General features: G+C 43.0%; 21 protein-coding genes. 14 read left to right on the top strand and 7 right to left on the bottom strand.

Features of this window, described 5'->3' with window-relative positions:
• Positions 1-148: 148 nt before the first annotated feature.
• Positions 149-1,060: a DUF7687 domain-containing protein gene (locus tag QWJ34_RS08055; RefSeq protein WP_302726790.1), complete on the bottom strand. Its 912-nt coding sequence runs from the start codon at positions 1,058-1,060 to the stop codon at positions 149-151.
• Positions 1,061-1,128: 68 nt separating this feature from the next.
• On the opposite strand from QWJ34_RS08055, the gene QWJ34_RS08050 reads away from it, so the two are divergent.
• Positions 1,129-2,004 (top strand): DNA adenine methylase, encoded by an 876-nt coding sequence (locus tag QWJ34_RS08050; RefSeq protein ID WP_302726789.1) that lies wholly within the window; start codon positions 1,129-1,131, stop codon positions 2,002-2,004.
• 6 nt (positions 2,005-2,010) lie between these two features.
• On the opposite strand, the gene QWJ34_RS08045 is transcribed toward QWJ34_RS08050, so the two are convergent.
• On the bottom strand, positions 2,011-2,955 hold the full coding sequence (locus tag QWJ34_RS08045; protein WP_302726788.1) for a nucleotide-binding protein: 945 nt from the start codon (positions 2,953-2,955) through the stop codon (positions 2,011-2,013).
• 235 nt (positions 2,956-3,190) lie between these two features.
• Here QWJ34_RS08045 and QWJ34_RS08040 point away from each other — a divergent pair, with 235 nt between their 5' ends.
• Together QWJ34_RS08040 and QWJ34_RS08035 are read left to right on the top strand one after the other, a co-directional pair.
• Positions 3,191-4,051 carry a hypothetical protein gene (locus QWJ34_RS08040; protein WP_302726786.1) on the top strand — a complete coding sequence of 287 codons (861 nt, stop codon included), beginning with the start codon at positions 3,191-3,193 and terminating at the stop codon, positions 4,049-4,051.
• Positions 4,052-4,176: 125 nt separating this feature from the next.
• On the top strand, positions 4,177-5,220 hold the full coding sequence (locus QWJ34_RS08035; RefSeq protein WP_302726785.1) for a hypothetical protein: 1,044 nt from the start codon (positions 4,177-4,179) through the stop codon (positions 5,218-5,220).
• Between the two features lie 33 nt (positions 5,221-5,253).
• Here the strand turns inward: QWJ34_RS08035 and QWJ34_RS08030 are convergent, their stop codons facing one another.
• Positions 5,254-5,625: a helix-turn-helix domain-containing protein gene (locus QWJ34_RS08030; protein WP_302726784.1), complete on the bottom strand. Its 372-nt coding sequence runs from the start codon at positions 5,623-5,625 to the stop codon at positions 5,254-5,256.
• Positions 5,626-5,966: 341 nt separating this feature from the next.
• Here QWJ34_RS08030 and QWJ34_RS08025 point away from each other — a divergent pair, with 341 nt between their 5' ends.
• The 11 genes from QWJ34_RS08025 to QWJ34_RS07975 all read left to right on the top strand — a co-directional run bounded on the left by QWJ34_RS08025 (position 5,967) and on the right by QWJ34_RS07975 (position 17,692).
• On the top strand, positions 5,967-6,248 hold the full coding sequence (locus tag QWJ34_RS08025; protein ID WP_302726782.1) for a hypothetical protein: 282 nt from the start codon (positions 5,967-5,969) through the stop codon (positions 6,246-6,248).
• 21 nt (positions 6,249-6,269) lie between these two features.
• Positions 6,270-6,764: a hypothetical protein gene (locus tag QWJ34_RS08020; protein ID WP_302726781.1), complete on the top strand. Its 495-nt coding sequence runs from the start codon at positions 6,270-6,272 to the stop codon at positions 6,762-6,764.
• 45 nt (positions 6,765-6,809) lie between these two features.
• The gene (locus QWJ34_RS08015) at positions 6,810-8,492 is read left to right on the top strand and encodes a copper amine oxidase N-terminal domain-containing protein (protein ID WP_302726780.1); all 1,683 of its coding nucleotides are present in this window, start codon (positions 6,810-6,812) and stop codon (positions 8,490-8,492) included.
• 159 nt (positions 8,493-8,651) lie between these two features.
• Positions 8,652-9,287 (top strand): hypothetical protein, encoded by a 636-nt coding sequence (locus QWJ34_RS08010; RefSeq protein WP_302726778.1) that lies wholly within the window; start codon positions 8,652-8,654, stop codon positions 9,285-9,287.
• Between the two features lie 289 nt (positions 9,288-9,576).
• Positions 9,577-10,608, top strand: a complete 1,032-nt coding sequence (locus tag QWJ34_RS08005; RefSeq protein WP_302726777.1) for a hypothetical protein — start codon at positions 9,577-9,579, stop codon at positions 10,606-10,608.
• A 293-nt stretch (positions 10,609-10,901) separates the two neighbouring features.
• Entirely contained in the window at positions 10,902-11,420 is a 519-nt protein-coding gene (locus tag QWJ34_RS08000) for a bifunctional DNA primase/polymerase (RefSeq protein WP_302726776.1), read from the top strand.
• Positions 11,399-13,258: a DNA primase family protein gene (locus QWJ34_RS07995; protein ID WP_302726775.1), complete on the top strand. Its 1,860-nt coding sequence runs from the start codon at positions 11,399-11,401 to the stop codon at positions 13,256-13,258. Before QWJ34_RS08000 ends, QWJ34_RS07995 begins: the two co-directional genes overlap by 22 nt.
• 576 nt (positions 13,259-13,834) lie before the next feature.
• Positions 13,835-14,299, top strand: coding sequence for a JAB domain-containing protein (locus tag QWJ34_RS07990; RefSeq protein ID WP_302726774.1), 465 nt, complete (start codon positions 13,835-13,837; stop codon positions 14,297-14,299).
• Positions 14,300-14,333: 34 nt separating this feature from the next.
• The gene (locus QWJ34_RS07985) at positions 14,334-14,462 is read left to right on the top strand and encodes a hypothetical protein (protein WP_302726773.1); all 129 of its coding nucleotides are present in this window, start codon (positions 14,334-14,336) and stop codon (positions 14,460-14,462) included.
• Positions 14,463-16,076 carry a recombinase family protein gene (locus tag QWJ34_RS07980; protein ID WP_302726772.1) on the top strand — a complete coding sequence of 538 codons (1,614 nt, stop codon included), beginning with the start codon at positions 14,463-14,465 and terminating at the stop codon, positions 16,074-16,076.
• Entirely contained in the window at positions 16,055-17,692 is a 1,638-nt protein-coding gene (locus QWJ34_RS07975; RefSeq protein ID WP_302726771.1) for a recombinase family protein, read from the top strand. Before QWJ34_RS07980 ends, QWJ34_RS07975 begins: the two co-directional genes overlap by 22 nt.
• A 35-nt stretch (positions 17,693-17,727) precedes the next feature.
• Here the strand turns inward: QWJ34_RS07975 and QWJ34_RS07970 are convergent, their stop codons facing one another.
• The 4 genes from QWJ34_RS07970 to QWJ34_RS07955 form a co-directional block, all read right to left on the bottom strand.
• On the bottom strand, positions 17,728-18,018 hold the full coding sequence (locus QWJ34_RS07970) for a DUF3892 domain-containing protein (protein WP_302726769.1): 291 nt from the start codon (positions 18,016-18,018) through the stop codon (positions 17,728-17,730).
• A 20-nt stretch (positions 18,019-18,038) separates the two neighbouring features.
• Entirely contained in the window at positions 18,039-18,206 is a 168-nt protein-coding gene (locus tag QWJ34_RS07965; RefSeq protein ID WP_302726767.1) for a hypothetical protein, read from the bottom strand.
• Positions 18,207-18,273: 67 nt separating this feature from the next.
• Positions 18,274-18,933, bottom strand: coding sequence for an ImmA/IrrE family metallo-endopeptidase (locus QWJ34_RS07960; RefSeq protein ID WP_302726766.1), 660 nt, complete (start codon positions 18,931-18,933; stop codon positions 18,274-18,276).
• 5 nt (positions 18,934-18,938) lie between these two features.
• Positions 18,939-19,283, bottom strand: coding sequence for a helix-turn-helix domain-containing protein (locus QWJ34_RS07955; RefSeq protein ID WP_302726765.1), 345 nt, complete (start codon positions 19,281-19,283; stop codon positions 18,939-18,941).
• Positions 19,284-19,396 lie beyond the last annotated feature (113 nt).

The following is a 19,396-nucleotide window of genomic DNA, read 5'->3' as shown; positions in this document are numbered from 1 at the left end:
GCTTGTTTCACTTATGATAAGGTTCACCGTATCAGTCATAGAGCGAAAACGAGAGAACACCAAAAAAAGGTGTCCTCCCGTTTGTTACTTTATTTAAAAAGTCTTCGTTAGGAATTATCTCCATTCGATTTTGTAGCATTCCAAGCTATTAAGTTTCATCTATAACTACCTCTGCTGGCCGGTCTTCGGTAGGATCTGCGAAATGTTGGACAAGCAACTCAGTTATGAACTCTTCCCATCTTTCGAATATTTCTTTGCCAAATATCACCTCAGAAACTTGGCCCCGATGCAGCATATCAATTATTCTACAAAGATAGGACTTACCCATGTTCCACCAAGTGTTATACGCATCAATTAAGTATACATGTTTGACATAGTGTCCATAATCCTCCAACTCTGTTATCTCAAAGCCATCTAATTGAGTTTCGAATACACCATCTGCAATACGACTACCAAAAGTAGTTGTATAGTAATACTCTTTAATTTCCCAAATAGCAGATGGGTTTCTAGTACTCGGAAAAGCGCCATCAAATCTTCTAGAGAACGTTGTTATCAATCGATTATTGCCATCAACTACGTAAGTTAAATTTCTCGGATCATCGTTAAAAGAAATATCATCATCTTTACCGTAATTTAGGCCATGTTTGTGAGAATATTTTCTCATAGCTAGTTCCGTCAAGATGTTAATCATGCCAGTAAAATATGCGTAGTCTTTCTTCTCTTCCTTTTGTTTATTGTAAGGCAGAGAACACGTGAAATTGTACTCATCGTAAAACTTCTTTTTAAGCGTATAGAAACCACTTCTTGCAACCTCAACATCCAATAATTGCTTTTTCACCACATTATTTAGAGTCATCGCTCTATATTCAATGTACTCTTGGACCAAATGTATAGTTTCTTCATCTACAAATAAATACAACTCATTAAGTTTGCTTCTGATAAGACTCTTAGAGAAGTAAATTACTTCACCCTTTTTCGAATATCCCATTTGCTCAGAGAGAAGTCGAACAATTCCCCAGAAAGGAAGTGGTTGATTCAAAAATTTCGCATTGGGTTTCACTGTAACACCTACACTTTCTTTATGTTAAAATAAGAAAATCAATAGCTTTATCAAAGGAGAAACTGTACATGCCTGTAAAGACAAAAGTACCCCAGCTTCTGAAGTGGGTAGGTAACAAGCAACGATTTGCTGAAGAAATCGTTTCATATATGCCTAAAGAAATTGACGTTTATTATGAACCTTTTCTAGGTAGCGGAGCTATTCTTGCAACTCTAGCTCATGCTCCAAAAGATGATTTGTTTGCTCCTAAAGTTTCACATTTTTACGGTAGTGATATCCTACCAGAACTAATTGGCGTTTTTAACTATGTTAAAAATAATCCTCGAACTCTTATTGACTATTACAGATCCAATATTGAACACTATGCAGACGATAAGTCAGGAAATTACAAAAAAATTCTAGACAAATTCAATAACTCAAGAAGCCCTCTTGACTTTGCAGTCCTTTCTAGAACATGTTACTCAGGAATCATAAGATTCAGAAAAAGAGACGGACACATGAGTACCCCAGTAGGTCCTCACAACCCAATATCACCAGAATCATTTGAAGAAAGAGTTATGTTTTGGAATGGCCTTCTTAAGGAAGCTACTTTTCAAAACTGTGACTTCTCAGAGACCATGGCGCGTGCAAAACAAGGAGATCTAGTTTACTGTGATCCTCCTTACACGCATAGTCAGACTATTCTCTACGGTGCTCAAGGATTTAAAATAGATGCTCTTTGGAACGCTATATATGACTGTAAGCAACGCGGAGCTAAAGTAATGCTTTCCATCAACGGTACAAAAAGGTCTAAGCAAGAAGATATTGGGGTGGTTGTACCAGAAGGCTTGTTTGAAAGAAGCGCTTCTGTAAACTGTGGAATCTCTATGGTAAACAGGTTACAAAGAGCTGGAGCAATTATGGATAATGAAAATGTAGATGACAAACTATTATTTACTTGGTAGGCGAGATTACTTCTCGTCTATTTTTTTATAAATAAGCAGGTTAGAAGTTGAAGGTATATTTTTAGCTTCTACTTCTTTATAAGAGTCTTCGAACCATTTGCTTGGGATCTTTTTTATATTGTGAATAGTTATACTCCCTACTTGATTGCTGTTTTTCACAAAATCTATCAGTTCCTTGTAATTTTCAAATCCACAACATACTCTATTAGTAACTCTTCTATCCTCTTCAATAATACTTTTTAATTCTTTATGTCCCGCAAAAGAAGTAGTTCCTGACAAAAGGTACTCATCACCTCGAAACCCTACAACAAATTCGTCTCCAACTTTCGGCCACTGGTCCTTTGGAAGTTTACTAAAAGGAAAATATCCGCCTGGCCACATAAACGTAGCTTTGTCTGTAGTTGGTAGAGCTTTTAAAACATTCTCTTTCCAACTTGATTTATCTTTCCCAAGATATTGTCTATACAAAGTTGTTTTTCTCTTATCAGTGTTACTAAAAAATGTCGTTTCTACTTTACTAACCGAATTAGAAGTAATCTTATTTAACCAGTTAGAAATTTTCTGTTCTGCTGCTATACTTTTGCTTAAATCACAATAAATAATACCTTGTAGATCAGAAGCAATTTTAGAACTTCCTTGGCGGCAAATAATCGTCTTCTGCACTCCAAGTCTCGCTGCAAACAGTCCATATTCAATTAAAACATTATCTCGGGCTTGTGCAACTGTTCCTTGTGTAGTATTAATGACATCATCTTCATTGAAAATGAGGATAGCTGCATCAACGCTTTTCGAAATATCAATCAATTCATCAAAAATATAGTTTCCAGGGAGAAACCGCTCATTATCAGTCCATCTTTGAGGAGTATGTCCAGCGTTTTCTACCCATAAAGCTACTTCATTCAAAGCCTTCTTCGCTTCTCCAGAACTACCTATAAACACTTTTAATCCCATGTATCTCTCACCTCATATGTGTATGTAGTACTATTATAATAGTTACCAACATAGATTCCCACCCTAAAACTTGCTTTCCTAAAACCAATTTTATATTTAACCTCTATTGATTTAGTTTGTACATTAAAAGAACTAATCAAGAAGCTTAAATGAAACAACCTAGAAAACAACCAAATATTATAACTGTAGAGCCACTTCATAAAGTGGCTTATTTTATTTTTAGGAGGAGTTACAAATGAGAGTTATCCAAAACCGACAAGACATCGCTACCATCCGCTCTACCTGCACTTTCCCCACCTTGCTCCCTCAAATTCAAGCCCATTTTGATCGCCTCCACTCCATTCACAGCACCGAAGACGATGCTCTCTTCACTCTCGACCACTACGGCCCGATCATCATCCTCGAACCCGGCGACAACCTCCATGACCTCTCCTTCGTTGGCCTCAGCCGCGAAGACGGCGGACTGCTTGGTTGCACACCAGAGTACGTCCACACAATTGAGCTCCCGAATCAGACCGGCACAGCCTACAAGATAGGAGTCGCCTACAACGACTCCTACACAACAACCTTCTTCACGCTAGCCGACTCCCACGACGAAACGGTCGAGAAGTGGTTGCGCCAAAAAGCCGGCCTAGCGCCCACCGACAACGACCTCATCCTGAAGAGTCTAAAAGAACTCTTCGAGCAGGACGAAACCGACCTCGGCCCCGAAAACGGGGGCGACAACATCTGGCTCATGCTAGTGTCGGCCCGCCCCTTTACACCCGACACACCAACTGCTCTCCTCCCCGCTTACGCCCACAATCTTCCCTTCGACAATGATCCATTCTCCCAGTCTCCGCTCCCGCCCACTCACCTGGTCCGCCTCGTTCTCCGCACCAACAACCTGATCGACGGACCAAACGAATACACCGACGGCAACACTTACTGCTTCCGGGTGAACCGGGAACGCGAACAGGCCGAATTACTCTGGGAAGACGAAGCGTTCAACGACACTCCCATCTTCCAAGGTGGAGACATCGCTTCGGCGATCCATTGGGTCAGTGAGCTTGCTGCTCCTTTCTATATTCAATACGAAGATCCATTTCTCAAATAACGTCGTTGCCTCACTGTAACAATTCTTCCTAAACGCCATACCAAGTACATTCAAACCTACAAAAAAAGCGACCCGTATCTCAAATACGAGTCGCTCTTACTTTTTATAAAAGGAGCCAATCACTGATGTCTTTACAACTGACCGATTCTAAAAAGAAAGCTCTCGCGACACTTATCAAAAACAGTCACGAGATGCACCTCACCCGTTTCCCTTTTGCCAAGTACCCGACCGAACCTTTAACAGCATGGAAAACACAGTTCAGCAAGCCAGCCGAAGTAGACGCCCTTACACTGAAAGCAGCACTATCGTGGTCTTGTGGCAAGTGGCAGCAACAGGGCATTCCTTATCCCTATAGAAGATTGCATTTGCAAATCATCAGTAAATGGAAGGCGTTCTTAGAAGAAACAGAGTCAACGATGGACTATTCATCTATTATCTCCTATTGGGCAGACTTACTCGGACAAGAGCAGCCCGCCTTCAACACCGTTGCGTTTCTCGCCCACTTACTATGTTCCGATCAAGTAGAACTGGTCGATTCCAAACGTTTAAAAGGCATGAATGATCTGCTTCAAGAAGCAGATCTGGCGGGCGATTTTTCCAACTTTGAAGACGTTCAAACTGCTCTTAAACAGTACACCGAGTTTTACCGACAGCTTTTACCGAAAGTCGAATCTTACTGGGAAGAACGTTCATCGGAAACGTTTAGTCGATTCTTGTTCGCTTACGGCTATCGCGATGTGTTGGAGAAGGTTGCTGAGAAGCATCATCCTTTGCCGGAACCGCTCATTACGGCTCTTGATTGGGACAGTACCACCAGCCACAACTTTAAGCTCGATTCAATCACCGAAAAAGCAAACGCTGATCGGCTATTCGCTTGCCTTTTGTTGGCGCTGGATCTTCAAGAAAAATCGTCTGCCCCACTTACGATAAGCGAAGTTTTGAAGCTGATTCCTTTGGGAACAGGAGGAGTGTGCAATTCAGGCAGCTACAACTATGCTTTTATCGCCATGTTCGGAAAACAAAAAGAGCGGGATTACTTCGTATTCGATAATCCGGCGATAGCAGACGAATTCACACATCAAGCCAACCAATCGACGCGGGATATGAATTTTTACAAGAAGCACCTGGATACCGTTGTTAAAGTAAATTCTAAATACATCAAGGCTTGAAATCTTACGCAGGCTTAATGCTTCGCAATCACATCAATTCGAGTCCTCTTTCCACTCAAACGCAGCTTTTAAAAGCGCCAAAATCTTCTTATGTTCTCGTTCGGGTCTCGTCAACATTAATGCTACGACTTCTTCCAGCGCATCGGTATGACTGGCGGGATCTATTCTTCGATATACCTCTTCCAGCGAAAGGGATAAACCATTCGCGATTTTCTTTAACGTGAACACGGAAATGCTTTTCTCTCCACGCTCGATCTGTCCGATGTAATTCGAATTCAGCTCCGCAAGTTCGCCCAGCTTTTCCTGAGACAATCCCTTTTCGACACGAAGCTCTCGCACCTTTTCACCTAGCAGTTTTACAAACAGTTCGGCGGATTCTTGATCGCTCTTTGCTTTGTGGACCATGAGTTAATCACCTCATGTTAAGCGTAGAGAGCGTGATAGTTAAGAACCAACTACCAGGAATACTATTCCTGTGATATTATCGTATTAAAAGGTACATAAATTCATTTTAACTGTATCTACTAATACAAATCACTTTTTAAAAAGCTAAAGTGAGGTGTTATTGCTTCTAAAATTACTATCTATTAATACGTAAAAGTTCTATCGTTTTAAAAGCACATTTGCTATCCCGCTCTATTCATACAACAAACAATATCTACTGCTAATTGGCATTAAAAATTTCTTCGTTATAAACAGTGAGCTACCCTAGTAGCTTGTCTCAAAATCAGAAAGGTGGATTTAACTTGGATACCGCTCAAACCATCGCTATGTTCGTCATTGCTATTGCACTATTCATCATCGTCAACAAAATATTCCGCGTTACTTACTTCGGAATCAAAGGATTCTTCTTTGTTTTCCTCTGCTGTATGTTGGTGGCGGCAGCGATTGTGACTTGGCTGTTCTCATTTGTAGCCAATCACTACGGCTGGTTAATTGGAGGAGTTATCGTTCTGCTCGTCCTGATTGCAATCGGTAAGCGCAGTAGCAAAAGCCGCGAAGACGAGCCTATTGAACCAATCGAATAATTAACGAAAAGAGGAATAAAGATGAGCTTACAGCTTTTAGATGAACTTCCTATCAGCGATCACTCCATTAGAGCAGATGTATTTCTGGGTTGTGTCGCCAAAATGTCGCTTGAAAAAATCAAAGGCATGGAGCGACCGTTCGCCCTTCACCTGATCTCCGATACAGCAGAAGTTCTGCTTCGCCAAACTCCCGAAAAGATCGAACCCGTTTTTGAAACGAGAATGAATTTGCTTTACAACGAAAAAGGCGGATTTCTTGCACTGTTGCAATGGTCGTTTGCAAAAGGAAAAATGCGTCGTAAGAAGCCAGTTTTGTCCATTAAGCGCAATACGATCAGTGAGCTTTCTAAAATAGAAGTTACGGAAAAACAAGCAATGGCCTGCCTACTACTTGCTGCAAGTGCATTGGATTTTCTGGCGCAGCAAATTCAGGTTTTCGAACTGGAAACACACCTTGTGATGCGTACCATTAGTGAGGAAGAAGCCAAAACTCTATTTAATCAACTTGCAGAGTAAATCTAAGCAATTATGAAAGATATTTAGGGTAGGAGGAATCCATATATGAGAAACAAGTACCTAAAGGTAGTTTTGTTGATGATCGCGGCGTTTTGCTTGCTGTCTTCCGGCAGCGTAGCTACAGCTAGCCAGGCCAATTCGGAGATTACTGTCACGATTGACGGCAACCCGATCTATCTCGATACACCGCCGCAAAAAGTCGAAGGGAGAGTTTTGGTTCCGCTTCGTTCTATTTTTGAAAACCTGGGAGCAGAAGTGAAGTGGGACAACAAAACTCAGATGGCCACGGGCACCCGAGATGCCACCACCGTTGTACTGAGTTTGAACAAGATCACTGCAACGGTAAACGGAAAGACTCTGACGCTGGATGTTCCTGCGAAGAAAATCGACGGAAGAATTCTTGTTCCGACTCGATTCGTTGCGGAGAGCCTCGGCGCTGTAGTGAAGTGGGATTCCAGCAATCATCGCGTTGCAATCGTCACAGGATTGGCTGATTCCGCAGAGACGGAAGGCATTTATTATTTTGTCTACAACAGCCAACGTGTAACAGACGCTGATCTAGCAGCAATCAAAATGTATACCAACAAGTTCAAGCATACCTACAATATTCTTTTGGATACCGGATCGCTCGCTACTGCTCCACAAGTATATGAAACCCTTCAAGCCGAGCGCACAAAGCTTAATCTTCCCGTTTCAGGGATACAGCTTTTCGGAGTCGAGACTGATGTATCCGCTTTTTCTTACGTGCATAAAATGAAAACCATTGAAAATAACGGAAAATGGGATGGCGTCGAAAATAACCAGAATGAAAAGTTTAAAACGGATCATTTCTACTCGACCTTCAAAAACGAAAGTAAATACTTGAAAGACGACATTTCCGTGTATGGTATCTTGCAAGAAGGCAACCCGATCAGCATCGTTCCGGAGTGGCCCGTTTCTCGTCTCCCTCTGACCAAAGGCGAGTTTGCTCATTACATTAATAATTACGAAGATTATCGTGAGCAAATTAAAGACAAGTCGGTTCCTACGGTTGCTCTTTCAACTCCGCTTAATTTTCAGGACGGATATGCTCAAAACGATGTTGGCTTTTTCATGCAGCGTTTGAATGAGGAGAATGAATTTAATCTTTTTAAAAATGTAACCTTACGTACCTATTCTAAAGACTTCGCTACCAACATAGAAAAGGAAAACAAAGCTGGAGCTGCCGACTTCATGATCGGGAGCGACGGTGATGTCAAAGCTGCTTTAGAAGATAAAGTTCCGTTCCTTGATCGTAAAAATATTGCCAACTTGCAGTCAAACTACTATACCGCCTTCTTCTGGTATCTCGCCGCCGCTAAAGGACTGGATACAACCAGCTTTATTCATGATGGGATGGTTAACGGTAAATTGATTAATCCGATTGCGCTAACTACTTCTCGTTCCAATGGTGGCGTAGCCAACTATATCTGGACTCGCGTGCCGACGCCTGAAGGCGAACAGGACGGCATTTGGCAAGATTACGTCGCGGTAGATAAGGAGCTGTTGGAGAAGCAGAATAGTTTGTACTACTTCATTTACAAATACTATGAAGCGGTCGATAGCGGTAAAGACAGGCTAAAGAGTTTCTACGATGCGAAAGTGGATTATGCGAAATTAAGCGAAAAGAATAAAGGCGATCTGCAAGCTGCGTTCGGGTTCGAGTATGTGATTGCTTTGCACTATTTAGGGTTAGCTGATTATAAATAGGTTTTGGAGAAAGCTATCGCATTAAGCGGTAGCTTTCTTTTTTTGCTCTCACTCTCAAATTACTAATATGCCTACAAGATTTTCTGATTTTTCTGACATCTCATACCATTGAAGTTTATTAATTATTATGGTTGACTGGAATGAAAGGAGCGATCAAATATGGACGATAAACCCTATAACCGAGGTACCCAATACTCAAAATCAAAAGAGCAGGATTCGCAGAAAGACTATTATTCCTTGCGATCCATTGCTTCAGAGATCTACCCAGATTTAAGTGAAAAAAGAGCATATGAAAAGACGTTGGAGAACTTTAAAGAGGTTTGTACGCTTTTAGGGAAAGACCCGGAGGAATTCCGTCCTTCGCCGACTTCAACTTTTAGAATACCTGCGAGTCAAAAAACGGGAATCATAATTCTTATCCGTCATCTGGCGATCTACCAGGCAGGTATGCCGTTCAAAGATCAAGATTATAAAAAAATCTCGAACTTCGCTAGAGACATCTTGGACATCAAAGAGGATTTTGACCGTCTTGACTATGAAGGCAACGCAGAAGATCAGATGAGTGTTGCTGAGCTTTTTTATAGCTCTTCAGATATACGCAACCTCCTTACTCATGAAATAGAAAAAGAATTGGTCATGAAACTGATTGAAGACTTTAAGTACATAAACGAGAAAGTTCCCGCTGATCGGACAACGCTATATGCCGAGCATTACCAGAGTACGGTTAAAAGAGCAATGAATGAAGCTTCCAAATATATAAGAGCATTTGTCGAAAAAGAATTGTATAAGCAGTAACTCATACAAAAATGCAGGCAGCCACCCGGCTGTCTTTTTTTATACGCAAATTCAGAACGTACGTTTGTACCTAAAAATCAAAAGTAAGCTCGATTTTGGGAATATTTTTAGATGTTCTCCTGAATTATGATCGTTCTATAAGAATTCTCAATCTTTAGATGTCTGAGGATTCCTAGAATCTACTCGTTCCTTGAAAACCAAAAAGCGCTGGCAACTAAACGCTCCGAACGAGTAGTCGTTAACCAGGCAGACGTATCACCATCAAATTATCTAAATGGAGGTTTTACTCATGACTAACAACTCTCTTACCACGCAATTCTTGAAGAACCGCGATCTTTGGCAATTAATTTTGACGCTCGCTTCGAAGAAACAAGACTCCGAGGGTATTTCGGTAGGAATCCTGGATACGGCAGAGACGCCGATCAATCTCAGCATCTATGAGACGTTGGCAACTGAATATAATCAATTTCTTCAAGAAGGATACTTGAGCAACATCTCCTTGGTAATCAACGGCATCGACGGTCAGCTGTTCTCCTCCGATCAGGAGGAGGATCTCATCAGCAGAGCCTACGGTCGGCTCGAAACGCCATTATTCGGGGAAGGCTTGGAGATCTTCCGAAATGGCTTTGAGTTACATGTTGTCTGGACACCCCCTATCCCCGTAAAGCTTACAGACAGTATTACAGAACGGGAGGAAGAGACACGCAGAAACATCATCTATTACTTTGATAATGAGTTAAAACTGATGGTACAAGACGTGAATTTGCGCTCTCTCAAAGATAGTCGGGGATGGGAAAGCTTCTTTTATGAAAAGTATTTTCTACCGAAAAAATTTAAAGAAATCGTAGGAGATCAAGACTCCCAAAATTCTTCACCACAGGAGTGGCTTGAGAACGAGGAAGAGCCTTGCGTGATGGATTACATTCTCACGGGAAAAAGAGCTTTGCTTCAAGACATCGTCGATAAGCAGCTTCCTGATTCGCTTGGTTTTGACATTTGTATTCCTGAACCATTCGTGCCTACTGATTCAACTTGTTTATTCCTGCCTTTCTTCGAAGCGCGCATTAAACTTGTCGAAGATATGTCCGCAGTCTCTGTAATCAACACGATCACCCGTACGTATGAACTTATCGACTGCAAAGCAGAAGCAGAAAATACCTTAGTCGTTTCTTGTAGATGTAATGAAGGGCCTTACACTTTTACGGTTGACGATATAGTAAGGAACATTCTGCATAATCTTGGCCCCAAATTGACAGCATTTTTTGAAAAAGAAGAATTACGACTAGAAAAGCTGTTCTTCACGATGACTACCATGGAGTGATATTTGGAAAGCTATTTTTGAGACGCGTTTTAAAACCTACTTGAAGCGCATCTTTATCTGAATTTTCGCCCTCCACATCGTCACGTTTTCTTAGCGTGCTCTTGCACGCTTTCGAAAAAGTTCGTTGTAGAGAACGAAAATCCAGCCAAATCTGCTACCTTCAAAGTTTTAAAATGATCTTTAGTAGAGGCTTTTCATGCACTAGCCCTCTACTAAAGATTTGGCTGGAGGCATTATCACTTAAAGTTCACGCTAAAACATACAGCCTACAAACTATAAAGGAGGCTTAACACTTGCTTACAGAAGCCCTTCGATATACGCAACTCTTATTTCCGATTATTCCGCTATGTTCACATAATCATTCTCATATGTCCGAAGCCCATGTGTTGCACTGCAAATCTCCCGGCAAGCGACCGCTTATTAAAAACTGGCAGAATGCTGGAGTACCTTCTGAGCAACAAGTAAAAGAATGGTTCAAACGTTGGCCTACTGCCAATATCGGTTTGGTGTTGGGTAGGTCAGCCGGTCTTGTAGCCCTTGATGTCGATGGAGAATTCGGACAATCCATGCTGACAGAATTGTCCGGTAACGACCTTCCGGCAACTTGGCAATTTACTACTCCCGGCGGAGGAATGCGATATGTTTTCTCTCTTCCGCAAAATACAGCTTGCCCAAAATTCACCTACCGTGACCCCGATTCTACTCATACCCATTCAGAACTAGCAATTTTGGGAGACGGCTCATGCACAGTTTTGCCCCCATCCATACACAAAAACGGAGGAATCTACACATGGATCAATTCGCCAGAATGACTAAACCAGCAGTAGCACCAGCATGGATGTTAGAGAAACAAAATTCTCCATCTGGAAGTGCTGCTTCAAAAAAACTTAATCCCACACTTGTACACCTGTCAGAACAATGCCCTGTTTTTGATGAAGACTTCGCTAATCAACAGGAAGATGGGCTGTGGGAAGAGCGCTGGCATCAATGGACTTCGCTGCTTGTGAAATCAGGACATCCAGAGGCGGCTCTGGAATTTTCCAAGGCTTCAAAAAAGCATGACGAGAGGAGCGAAGAGCGGATTGCCGCTCTTCAGTCTGAAGAAAATCGTGGAACAACACGTTGTACAACGTTCGGTTGCAACAAGCAGCAAATCTCCAAATGTCATAGGAGAAGCATTCGACGGAACGAAAATGATGAGATCACCAATAGCCCCGGAAAGTTCGTTGCAATTTCGCAACATCCGTCACATCAAAACAAATCTATACCAAACCTTACAGCCGTAGGATTCAGCTTTGATCCAAACACGGGTCAACCCAAGAAACTGAATGCTAATATTTTTTCGAAGCATGTAGTCGAAGCGCGTTTGGATTTGATTTATGTACATTCTGATCGCTTCTATCTGTATAAGGACGGAATCTGGAAGCTTCTCACCGAAAATGCACTACGACGAATCGTACGAAATATTCTACATGAGTACGTCCCTAATTTCTGGACCTCAGGAGTAGAAGAACAATATATGCAGGCTCTTACACTTGACACACCTTCAGTCGAGCAGATCGACACAAAACGTCAATTCATCAACCTCGAGAACGGTATGCTGGACTTAGACTCATTTAAACTCGTTCCACACGACAAGAGCTTTTATTCTACTGTTCGTATTCCCCTTGCATACGACGCAGAAGCAGAGTGTCCGCAGTTCATGAGGTTCTTAAACCAAATCTTCGAAAATGACAGTGAACGAATCCAGCTGGTACAAGAGATGTTTGGATACTGTCTGACCTCAGATGTGATTGCCCAAAAAGCATTTATTCTTTTTGGGAAAGGAGCCAATGGGAAGAGCGTTCTAGCAGATATATTAGAGACAATCATCGGCCCGGCGAATACATGTGCGTTAACGCTTAGCGATCTTGAAAATTCTTTTTCTCGCTCTGAGTTGGTAGACAAGCAATTGATACTCTCTACGGAAAACGAGACGGATTCTAAAGGAATCAACACTCAGTTTCTTAAGTCGATTACATCGGGCGATGCCATTCGTGCTGAACCAAAGCACAAACAGGGCTTCATGTATCGACCCTTTTGTAAAGTTGTACTCGGTATGAACAACCTGCCGAACTCACGTGACAAAAGCCACGCTTTTATGCGCCGACTTATCATCATCCCCTTCAACCGGACCTTTGATACAAACGAAGCGGACGTTCATTTAACAAAAAAACTGAAGAAGGAACTATGCGGAATTTTTAATTTTGCGCTTGAAGGGCTACGAACTCTACAGAAAAAGGATTTTAAATTTATACAACCTGAAGCATCGAATCAGATATTAAAAACCTATGAAGAAGAGATTAATCCCCTTACTCTTTTTGTCGAAGAAACGATAGAAAAAGGTACAATGGAGGATCGTGTGTCTAACAAAAATTTAGAAAGAGCCTACAAAAACTGGTGCGACGAAAATAGCATCTCTCATCCTCTATCCAATCAAAGACTCGCCCGCGCCGTTCGCGAAACGTTAAAAGGAAAGAAAATTCCTACAGAACCTATCAAAAGCGGGGGGCTAAGATACTCCTGTGGGATTAAGCTGAAGCCTAACTTGAGCAAAGGTCGTTACAACCGCACTTTAGAAGAAGTTGACGACATCGACTCGATGTCGTAAAGAACAGTCTTTGTCCTGAAAAAGACTCATTGAGAACATTACCTAATTCAACTTTACCTTGTTAGGGACAGATGTAGGCACTTTAGGGACGAACTTTTTCCAAAGTGCCACTCTCTCGTCCTTAAATATTTAAGGATTCCTCTGACTTTGTGGCACTTGTGGCAGTTATTAAAAGAAAAAGAGAAAAGAAAATCTTTTTTTACTCCTTCTTCTCTGCTTACTACCAAAAAAGTTTTAGTCCTAAACCGCCACAGCGCCACGAAAAATATACAAGTCCTTGAGAGACAAGATATTTGGGAAAGTCACCGTCAAAAAAAGCGTCCCTTTCATGTGCCCTTTACACAGAAGCTCTAGCCAGAAAATTTTGAATGCTCTAAGCAGCCTGCCTTTTTTCTTTTTTGGGAACTCGCATCCGAAATAGATGAACTTTCAAGCAGATATTATGATTTAGTACCCCTGGAGTAACAGAGGGCATCATTATTTGCGAGGAGGAAAAAGGATGTTCAAAAAGGTTTGCATGAATGGTCTTAAACAGTCAGAGGCTGAAGAAAACGGTAAGGGAAAGGTGGCGGTATCATGAAAGAGCCTAAACCTAGCCCTGCAAAACGAGTTCAAATTGTCAGTCTTCAAATGGTTAGGGAACGTACCTCTATTCTCTATCCACAACGCAAGATTACCCGGCCAGCAGATGCCGCCGAGCTATTTCGTCAGTTCATCGGTAACTGCGATCGGGAAGTGTTCTGCATCATGACACTCGACACTAAAAACCAGCCTACCGCTTTACATGAAGTGTCTCGTGGAACGCTGAATGCTTCTCTTGTACATCCAAGGGAAACATTTAAGCTGGCTATCATCTCGAACGCTGCTTCAATCATAGCTTGTCACAACCATCCCTCTGGCTTGCCTGATCCGAGCCGCGAAGACGTCGAGTTGACCGAGAGGATTCGAGATGCCGGATCACTGATGGGCATCGAACTGCTCGACCATCTCGTACTCGGTGAAAACCGTTTTGCCAGTATGAAAGAACGAGGCTTGATGTAAAACAAATGACTATTTACTCAGGAGGCGAAGAACTATGGACACACAGACTACAAGCTCAGAGTTTTCCCTTTTCATCGACATTCTTTCCGATATGGTTTGTCAGTACCTCTCCGCCAATCGCGAAGCGCTTGCTAGCGAAAATGCTAAAGACGAGGCTGCTTAGATGGATGAGCCTGTGAAAGTTAAGCCCTTTGCTGCGCTTTACGTCCGTGTATCTTCCGAAGAGCAGGTCAAGGGATTTAGTTTGGAAGCCCAGCGGGAGGAGCTTCTTCATTACTGCGCGCTTCACTCTATCCACGTCTACAAACTTTACGCTGATGAAGGGATCTCCGGCAAGTCAATTACGGGAAGACCCGCACTTCAGCAGCTTCTTCACCACGCCAAACAAGGGGAATTTGGGCAGGTTATCTTCTTGAGAATGAACCGTCTGGCACGGAACCTGCCGGACTTGCTCCAGATGTCCGAACTATTTCAATCTCTCGGCATCCGAATGCACAGCTTAACCGAGGAGATGCCGCCAGACACTCCGATTGGAACTTTTCTTCTTCAAATGCGGGGAGCGGCTGCTCAGTTCGAGCGCGAGCAAACAGCAGAAAACGTAAAGTTAGGCCTTCGTCAGCGCAGCAAGCAGGGAAAATGGAACTGCGGTAATATCGTGCTCGGTTATCGCTGGGGAAGTGACCGCAAAGATTCGAGCATTTCTAAAGCAGAAATCGTGCCTAACGAAGCTGAGATTGTAAAGCAAATTTTCGAATGGTATGCTGCGGGCCTTGGCTTTAAAGCGATTACGAATAGGCTCAACAAATCCGGAGCTCGGACGAAAAAAGGCAAACTTTTCAGTGTAAACGGTGTGCGTAATATTTTACGAAATGTGAACTACGCGGGAAAGATCAAGTACAGAACTCGGGAACCGGTGAAATCCAAAGATCAGCAAACTGAATACGTCGTAACAGGAGAACACATGGCGATCATTTCCAAAGACCTATGGGATCGCGTTCAGTATCAGTTAAAAGAGCGCTCTAGGCCATCCTTGAAAAAGATCGAGAGAGTGTACCTGCTGCCCGGCCTGCTCAAGTGTCCGAGCTGCGGCAGCGGAATGATTCCGATCCACACCAAAAGACGAAGGCAAAGCGGCGAGTTAATCGTCAGACACTACTACGTATGCGGAAGACACCACAATCGAGGCTCAAAGGCGTGCAGGCCAAATCATATTCCAGCAGATGAAATAGAAAACTGGATAGCCAAACAAATCGAAAAACTCGTTTCCAGTACGGCGGCCCTTAACCAGTTGAGTACAGCAATTTGTGGCAAAAAAAACTCACAGAATCACCCCGATCTTATTCGAGAATTATCGGACTTGGAAAAGGAACTAAACATGCTGCGGCAGCGCAAGTCGCGTTGCTTCGAAATGTTCGAAGATGACTACCTTAGTAAAGAAGAACTGCAAGAAAAATTGCGGAAGCTGGATACGGCGTCGGAACCACTTATCCTACGAAAAACTGAATTGGAGCAGCGGATCGCTTCAACGAACAATTTTACCGTTGTTAAGTCAGATGAAGTACAAAAGGCGCTAACTCAGTTCCAATCTTTGTTTCTTCAATCTCAGCCTGAACAGCAGAAGCGGTTATTGAAAACCATGATCGAGAAGATCGTGGTACCTACCGATCGCCAGATTGAAAACTCTATCATCTACGGAACCGCAGCTATCGCTCACCTCAATATTACAGCCGTTTCGGAGAAAGGAATGTCATCTGTATGGAAAACACAGTCGGCGTAGCCATCTACGCCCGCGTTAGTACCGAAGAACAAGCCGAACACGGCTATTCGATCGACGCACAACTCGATACGCTTAGAACCTACTGCAAGCTCTACGACAAAGTGATCTTTGACGAATACGTGGATCGCGGAGTCAGTGGTAAAAGCATGGACGGTCGATTCGAGCTTCAACGAATGCTCCGAGATGCCAAAGAGCGTCGCTTTAGCGAAGTAATCGTTTGGAAGTTCAACCGCTTGGCACGCAAGAACATCGACCTGCTTCATATCGTTGATCTATTGGAGAAAAACAATGTGGCATTCCGCTCCTTCTCGGAAAACTTCGAGACCGGAACCCCGATGGGGCGCTTCGCCCTCCAGATGATGGGAGCCGTCGGTGAACTTGAACGCAATACGATCGTCGAGAACGTGAAGATGGGCCACAAGCAGCGTGCCAAGACCGGTAAGCATAACGGTCAGGTTCCGCTCGGGTACAAGATTCAGAAAGTCGATGAGCATGGTAATCCGTATGGCCGCGATACGAAAGTCGTCGTGGTCGAGGAAGAAGCGAATCTCGTGCGCCGCATCTTCGAAATGTACGCTAGTGGTCGTGGGCTTAAATCAATTGCCAACGAGCTGAACCAGGAAGGCCATCGGACAAAGCGAAAAAAGCCGTTCTCTACGACCGCCATCAAGAACATCGTCACCAATCCCATGTTTGTGGGAAAGATCCGCTACAATCGCTATGAGAATTGGTCCGAGAAGCGTCGTCGGGGCCAGAGTGACAACGAGATCATTGCGGAAGGACTGCATCCGGCGATCATTTCTGAAGAGCTGTGGGAGAAAGTCCAGTTCCTTCAGCGAAAAAAATCGAAGATGCCTCAGAAACGCTTTGAAGGCGAGTACCTGCTGACCGGACTCATCCGCTGCCCCGAATGCGGGGCAGCGATGACCGCCAGCCGAACGGTCAACAGGATGAAGGACGGAACCAAAGTGACTCGTATGTATTACTCGTGCAGTCGTTTCCGCAGCCAGGGAAGCTCTGTCTGCCACGCCAACAGCGTTCGCAAGCTGGCAGCAGAGCAGGCGGTGACTGATCGGATTCGTAGCGTCGTCGAAAACCCTTCGATTTTGAAGGCGGTTGTGCAGAGGGTGAACGAGCAAAGGACTCAGCAGTCCAAACCGATGCTGGTTGAACTCACAGCTGTAAAGTCTCGCATTGAGAAACTGGAGGAGAAGAAACGGAAGTACCTGGAGCTGTACGAGATGGATGAGATTGATCGGGCGCTGTTCAGTGAACGGCTTAGAGAACTGAATGAGGAGCTGGATGTAGAGCTGAGGCGCAGGTCGAAGCTGGAGGCGGCGGTTCGAGGCGAGCAGTCGGAGCCGGTCCCTTACGAACTTGTGCGTTCCTTGATGGAAAGGTTGGAGGAGCTACTAAGAAGATCTCCTTTTGTACAGCGAAAAACGTTGCTTCACTTGATTGTGAAGCGGATCACTCTGGATGAGAGGAAAAGAGTGGATCGGATCGAATTAGCATTTAATGAAGAAGCACAGAAGTATTTTTTAAACGTAACCCCTCCTGCTGATGACTTAGCAGGAGGGGTTCGCTTTGTTAAAAGTATTTTGCTTGTACTATAAACGATAACCATTTCCCTTTCTGAACAGCGAAGTAATTAAAGTGGACACTCAGCCAAACTAAGGAGGTTGTTCGGATTTTCTCCATCGGTTTCTGTTTTCAAATACTTATTTCCATAACGGCTAGTAGCAACAATTACGTTTACTGTATGTCCCCCTTTACTAACGAAAAAGCTCCACTCTCCGCTCTCAATACCTGTAATAGCTCTTTCCTGAGAAACCTTCCATCTTGTTCCGTCTTGATTTTTACCGCCAATACTCATAATCTTCTCATGTGGATTGTAACGATCTCTTTTGTTCACACACAAAACTTCATGTCTGCTTGCCAAGATAAAACGCCTCCCTTCCGCTATTCTTTCGTTACACCTTTAAATGGTTTACTGCTGCTCGTCTTTTGATCCATGAATTTGCCTGTCGAAGTATCTCTCTTCACCCAGTTGCCGTTAGGTGCTTTGAACTGAGTTCTACCTGTAACAGCACCAACTCGTCCGTTACCTTTTGATCCGTTTTTAGCCAAGATTCTCACCTCCTTTCGTTGTTGTGTTGATAATCAACTCTACAATATATTTAAAAAGAGAGATAGCTCAAAAATCAAAAGCTATCTGTCCATCGTATTCATCTTTTGAGTTGTATACCTTTCCCTCATGGATATAAAGCAGCCCTAGACGATTTAACCTTACACAGAGCGCACTGATTGATACTTTAAAGCAGCTCGCCAACGTATAGAGGTGTCCCATTTCTATATTTCCAGATGCTTTAAAGTTACCAATAAACTTCTCTATCGCTGGTTTCGGCATAAGTATAGCTCCTGCGAACATGTCAGCTTGTTGCTCAATTGGAGAACGTGAAGAGTGGCTTCTGCAATAGAAAACTTCTTGCTTCTCCTTTAAGCTCAATGCGGTTTGCAAGTTATCCTTATCATCTACGTGAAGCACCCAGTGACCTAACTCGTGAGCCATGGTGAAATTCATTGTCCCTATCTTCTCTTCAAAAAACTCTTTCTGACTTTCATTCATGATGATTCGTTTTTGGCTAGGGATAATAGCAGCCATCACATTTCCTTCTGGATCAAAATGATCAATAGGTTCCCAAGCGAAATCTAGATCATAATGAAACTCAATGATTTCATCGATCGGAGTAGGTTTTGGAAACACCATATCTTTGAAATCAAATTCGTAAGCAGTAAGTATATTTAATGCTATGTCTTCCATGGCTTCTGAAGAGATATAAGGAACCTTAGCCATTGCATCTACTCCTTATCGTCACTGGGCTCATTAATAATCTTTTGAATCTGACTCCACTGGTTTTGCGATAGCTTTGGTGCACTTCGAAGAAACAGTGGAACCTCTTCGATCTCGGTAATAACTTTTTGAAGCTCACTAGGTATCTTATTAGCTGCTATCAACAAACGATCAGAGTCTTCATTAAAAATTTCAGCTATCCTTATTATTTTATCTTCTGCAGGAGGAGCCATAGAGCCACTCTCGATCTTGCTGATATAGGTAAAATCAATGCCAATCATATCAGCGAGTTTGCGTTGACTAATTTTATGCTCTTTACGAAGTTCTTTGAGCATTTCTCCAAACTCGTTCAATTGTCATCATCCTTTTGACATACATGATATAGTATGTTGATATTAAAGTCAACACTAAATGAGCCTATCTTCTATGTTTTACACTTTCTATAACTTCTCTACGCGAAGCACAA

Origin of the sequence: Saccharibacillus sp. CPCC 101409 (assembly GCF_030518235.1) — a bacterium.
GTDB lineage: Bacteria > Bacillota > Bacilli > Paenibacillales > Paenibacillaceae > Saccharibacillus.
This window is presented reverse-complemented; position numbering and strand designations above follow the sequence as displayed.

What these genes read in the sequence shown, in the direction of transcription:
- QWJ34_RS08050 (WP_302726789.1), top strand. Translation starts at nt 1,129, where the DNA reads ATGCCTGTAAAGACAAAAGTACCCCAGCTTCTGAAGTGGGTAGGTAAC.
- QWJ34_RS08045 (WP_302726788.1), bottom strand. Translation starts at nt 2,955, where the DNA reads ATGGGATTAAAAGTGTTTATAGGTAGTTCTGGAGAAGCGAAGAAGGCT.
- QWJ34_RS08040 (WP_302726786.1), top strand. Translation starts at nt 3,191, where the DNA reads ATGAGAGTTATCCAAAACCGACAAGACATCGCTACCATCCGCTCTACC.
- QWJ34_RS08035 (WP_302726785.1), top strand. Translation starts at nt 4,177, where the DNA reads ATGTCTTTACAACTGACCGATTCTAAAAAGAAAGCTCTCGCGACACTT.
- QWJ34_RS08030 (WP_302726784.1), bottom strand. Translation starts at nt 5,625, where the DNA reads ATGGTCCACAAAGCAAAGAGCGATCAAGAATCCGCCGAACTGTTTGTA.
- QWJ34_RS08020 (WP_302726781.1), top strand. Translation starts at nt 6,270, where the DNA reads ATGAGCTTACAGCTTTTAGATGAACTTCCTATCAGCGATCACTCCATT.
- QWJ34_RS08015 (WP_302726780.1), top strand. Translation starts at nt 6,810, where the DNA reads ATGAGAAACAAGTACCTAAAGGTAGTTTTGTTGATGATCGCGGCGTTT.
- QWJ34_RS08010 (WP_302726778.1), top strand. Translation starts at nt 8,652, where the DNA reads ATGGACGATAAACCCTATAACCGAGGTACCCAATACTCAAAATCAAAA.
- QWJ34_RS08005 (WP_302726777.1), top strand. Translation starts at nt 9,577, where the DNA reads ATGACTAACAACTCTCTTACCACGCAATTCTTGAAGAACCGCGATCTT.
- QWJ34_RS07995 (WP_302726775.1), top strand. Translation starts at nt 11,399, where the DNA reads ATGGATCAATTCGCCAGAATGACTAAACCAGCAGTAGCACCAGCATGG.
- QWJ34_RS07990 (WP_302726774.1), top strand. Translation starts at nt 13,835, where the DNA reads ATGAAAGAGCCTAAACCTAGCCCTGCAAAACGAGTTCAAATTGTCAGT.
- QWJ34_RS07985 (WP_302726773.1), top strand. Translation starts at nt 14,334, where the DNA reads ATGGACACACAGACTACAAGCTCAGAGTTTTCCCTTTTCATCGACATT.
- QWJ34_RS07980 (WP_302726772.1), top strand. Translation starts at nt 14,463, where the DNA reads ATGGATGAGCCTGTGAAAGTTAAGCCCTTTGCTGCGCTTTACGTCCGT.
- QWJ34_RS07975 (WP_302726771.1), top strand. Translation starts at nt 16,055, where the DNA reads ATGGAAAACACAGTCGGCGTAGCCATCTACGCCCGCGTTAGTACCGAA.
- QWJ34_RS07960 (WP_302726766.1), bottom strand. Translation starts at nt 18,933, where the DNA reads ATGGCTAAGGTTCCTTATATCTCTTCAGAAGCCATGGAAGACATAGCA.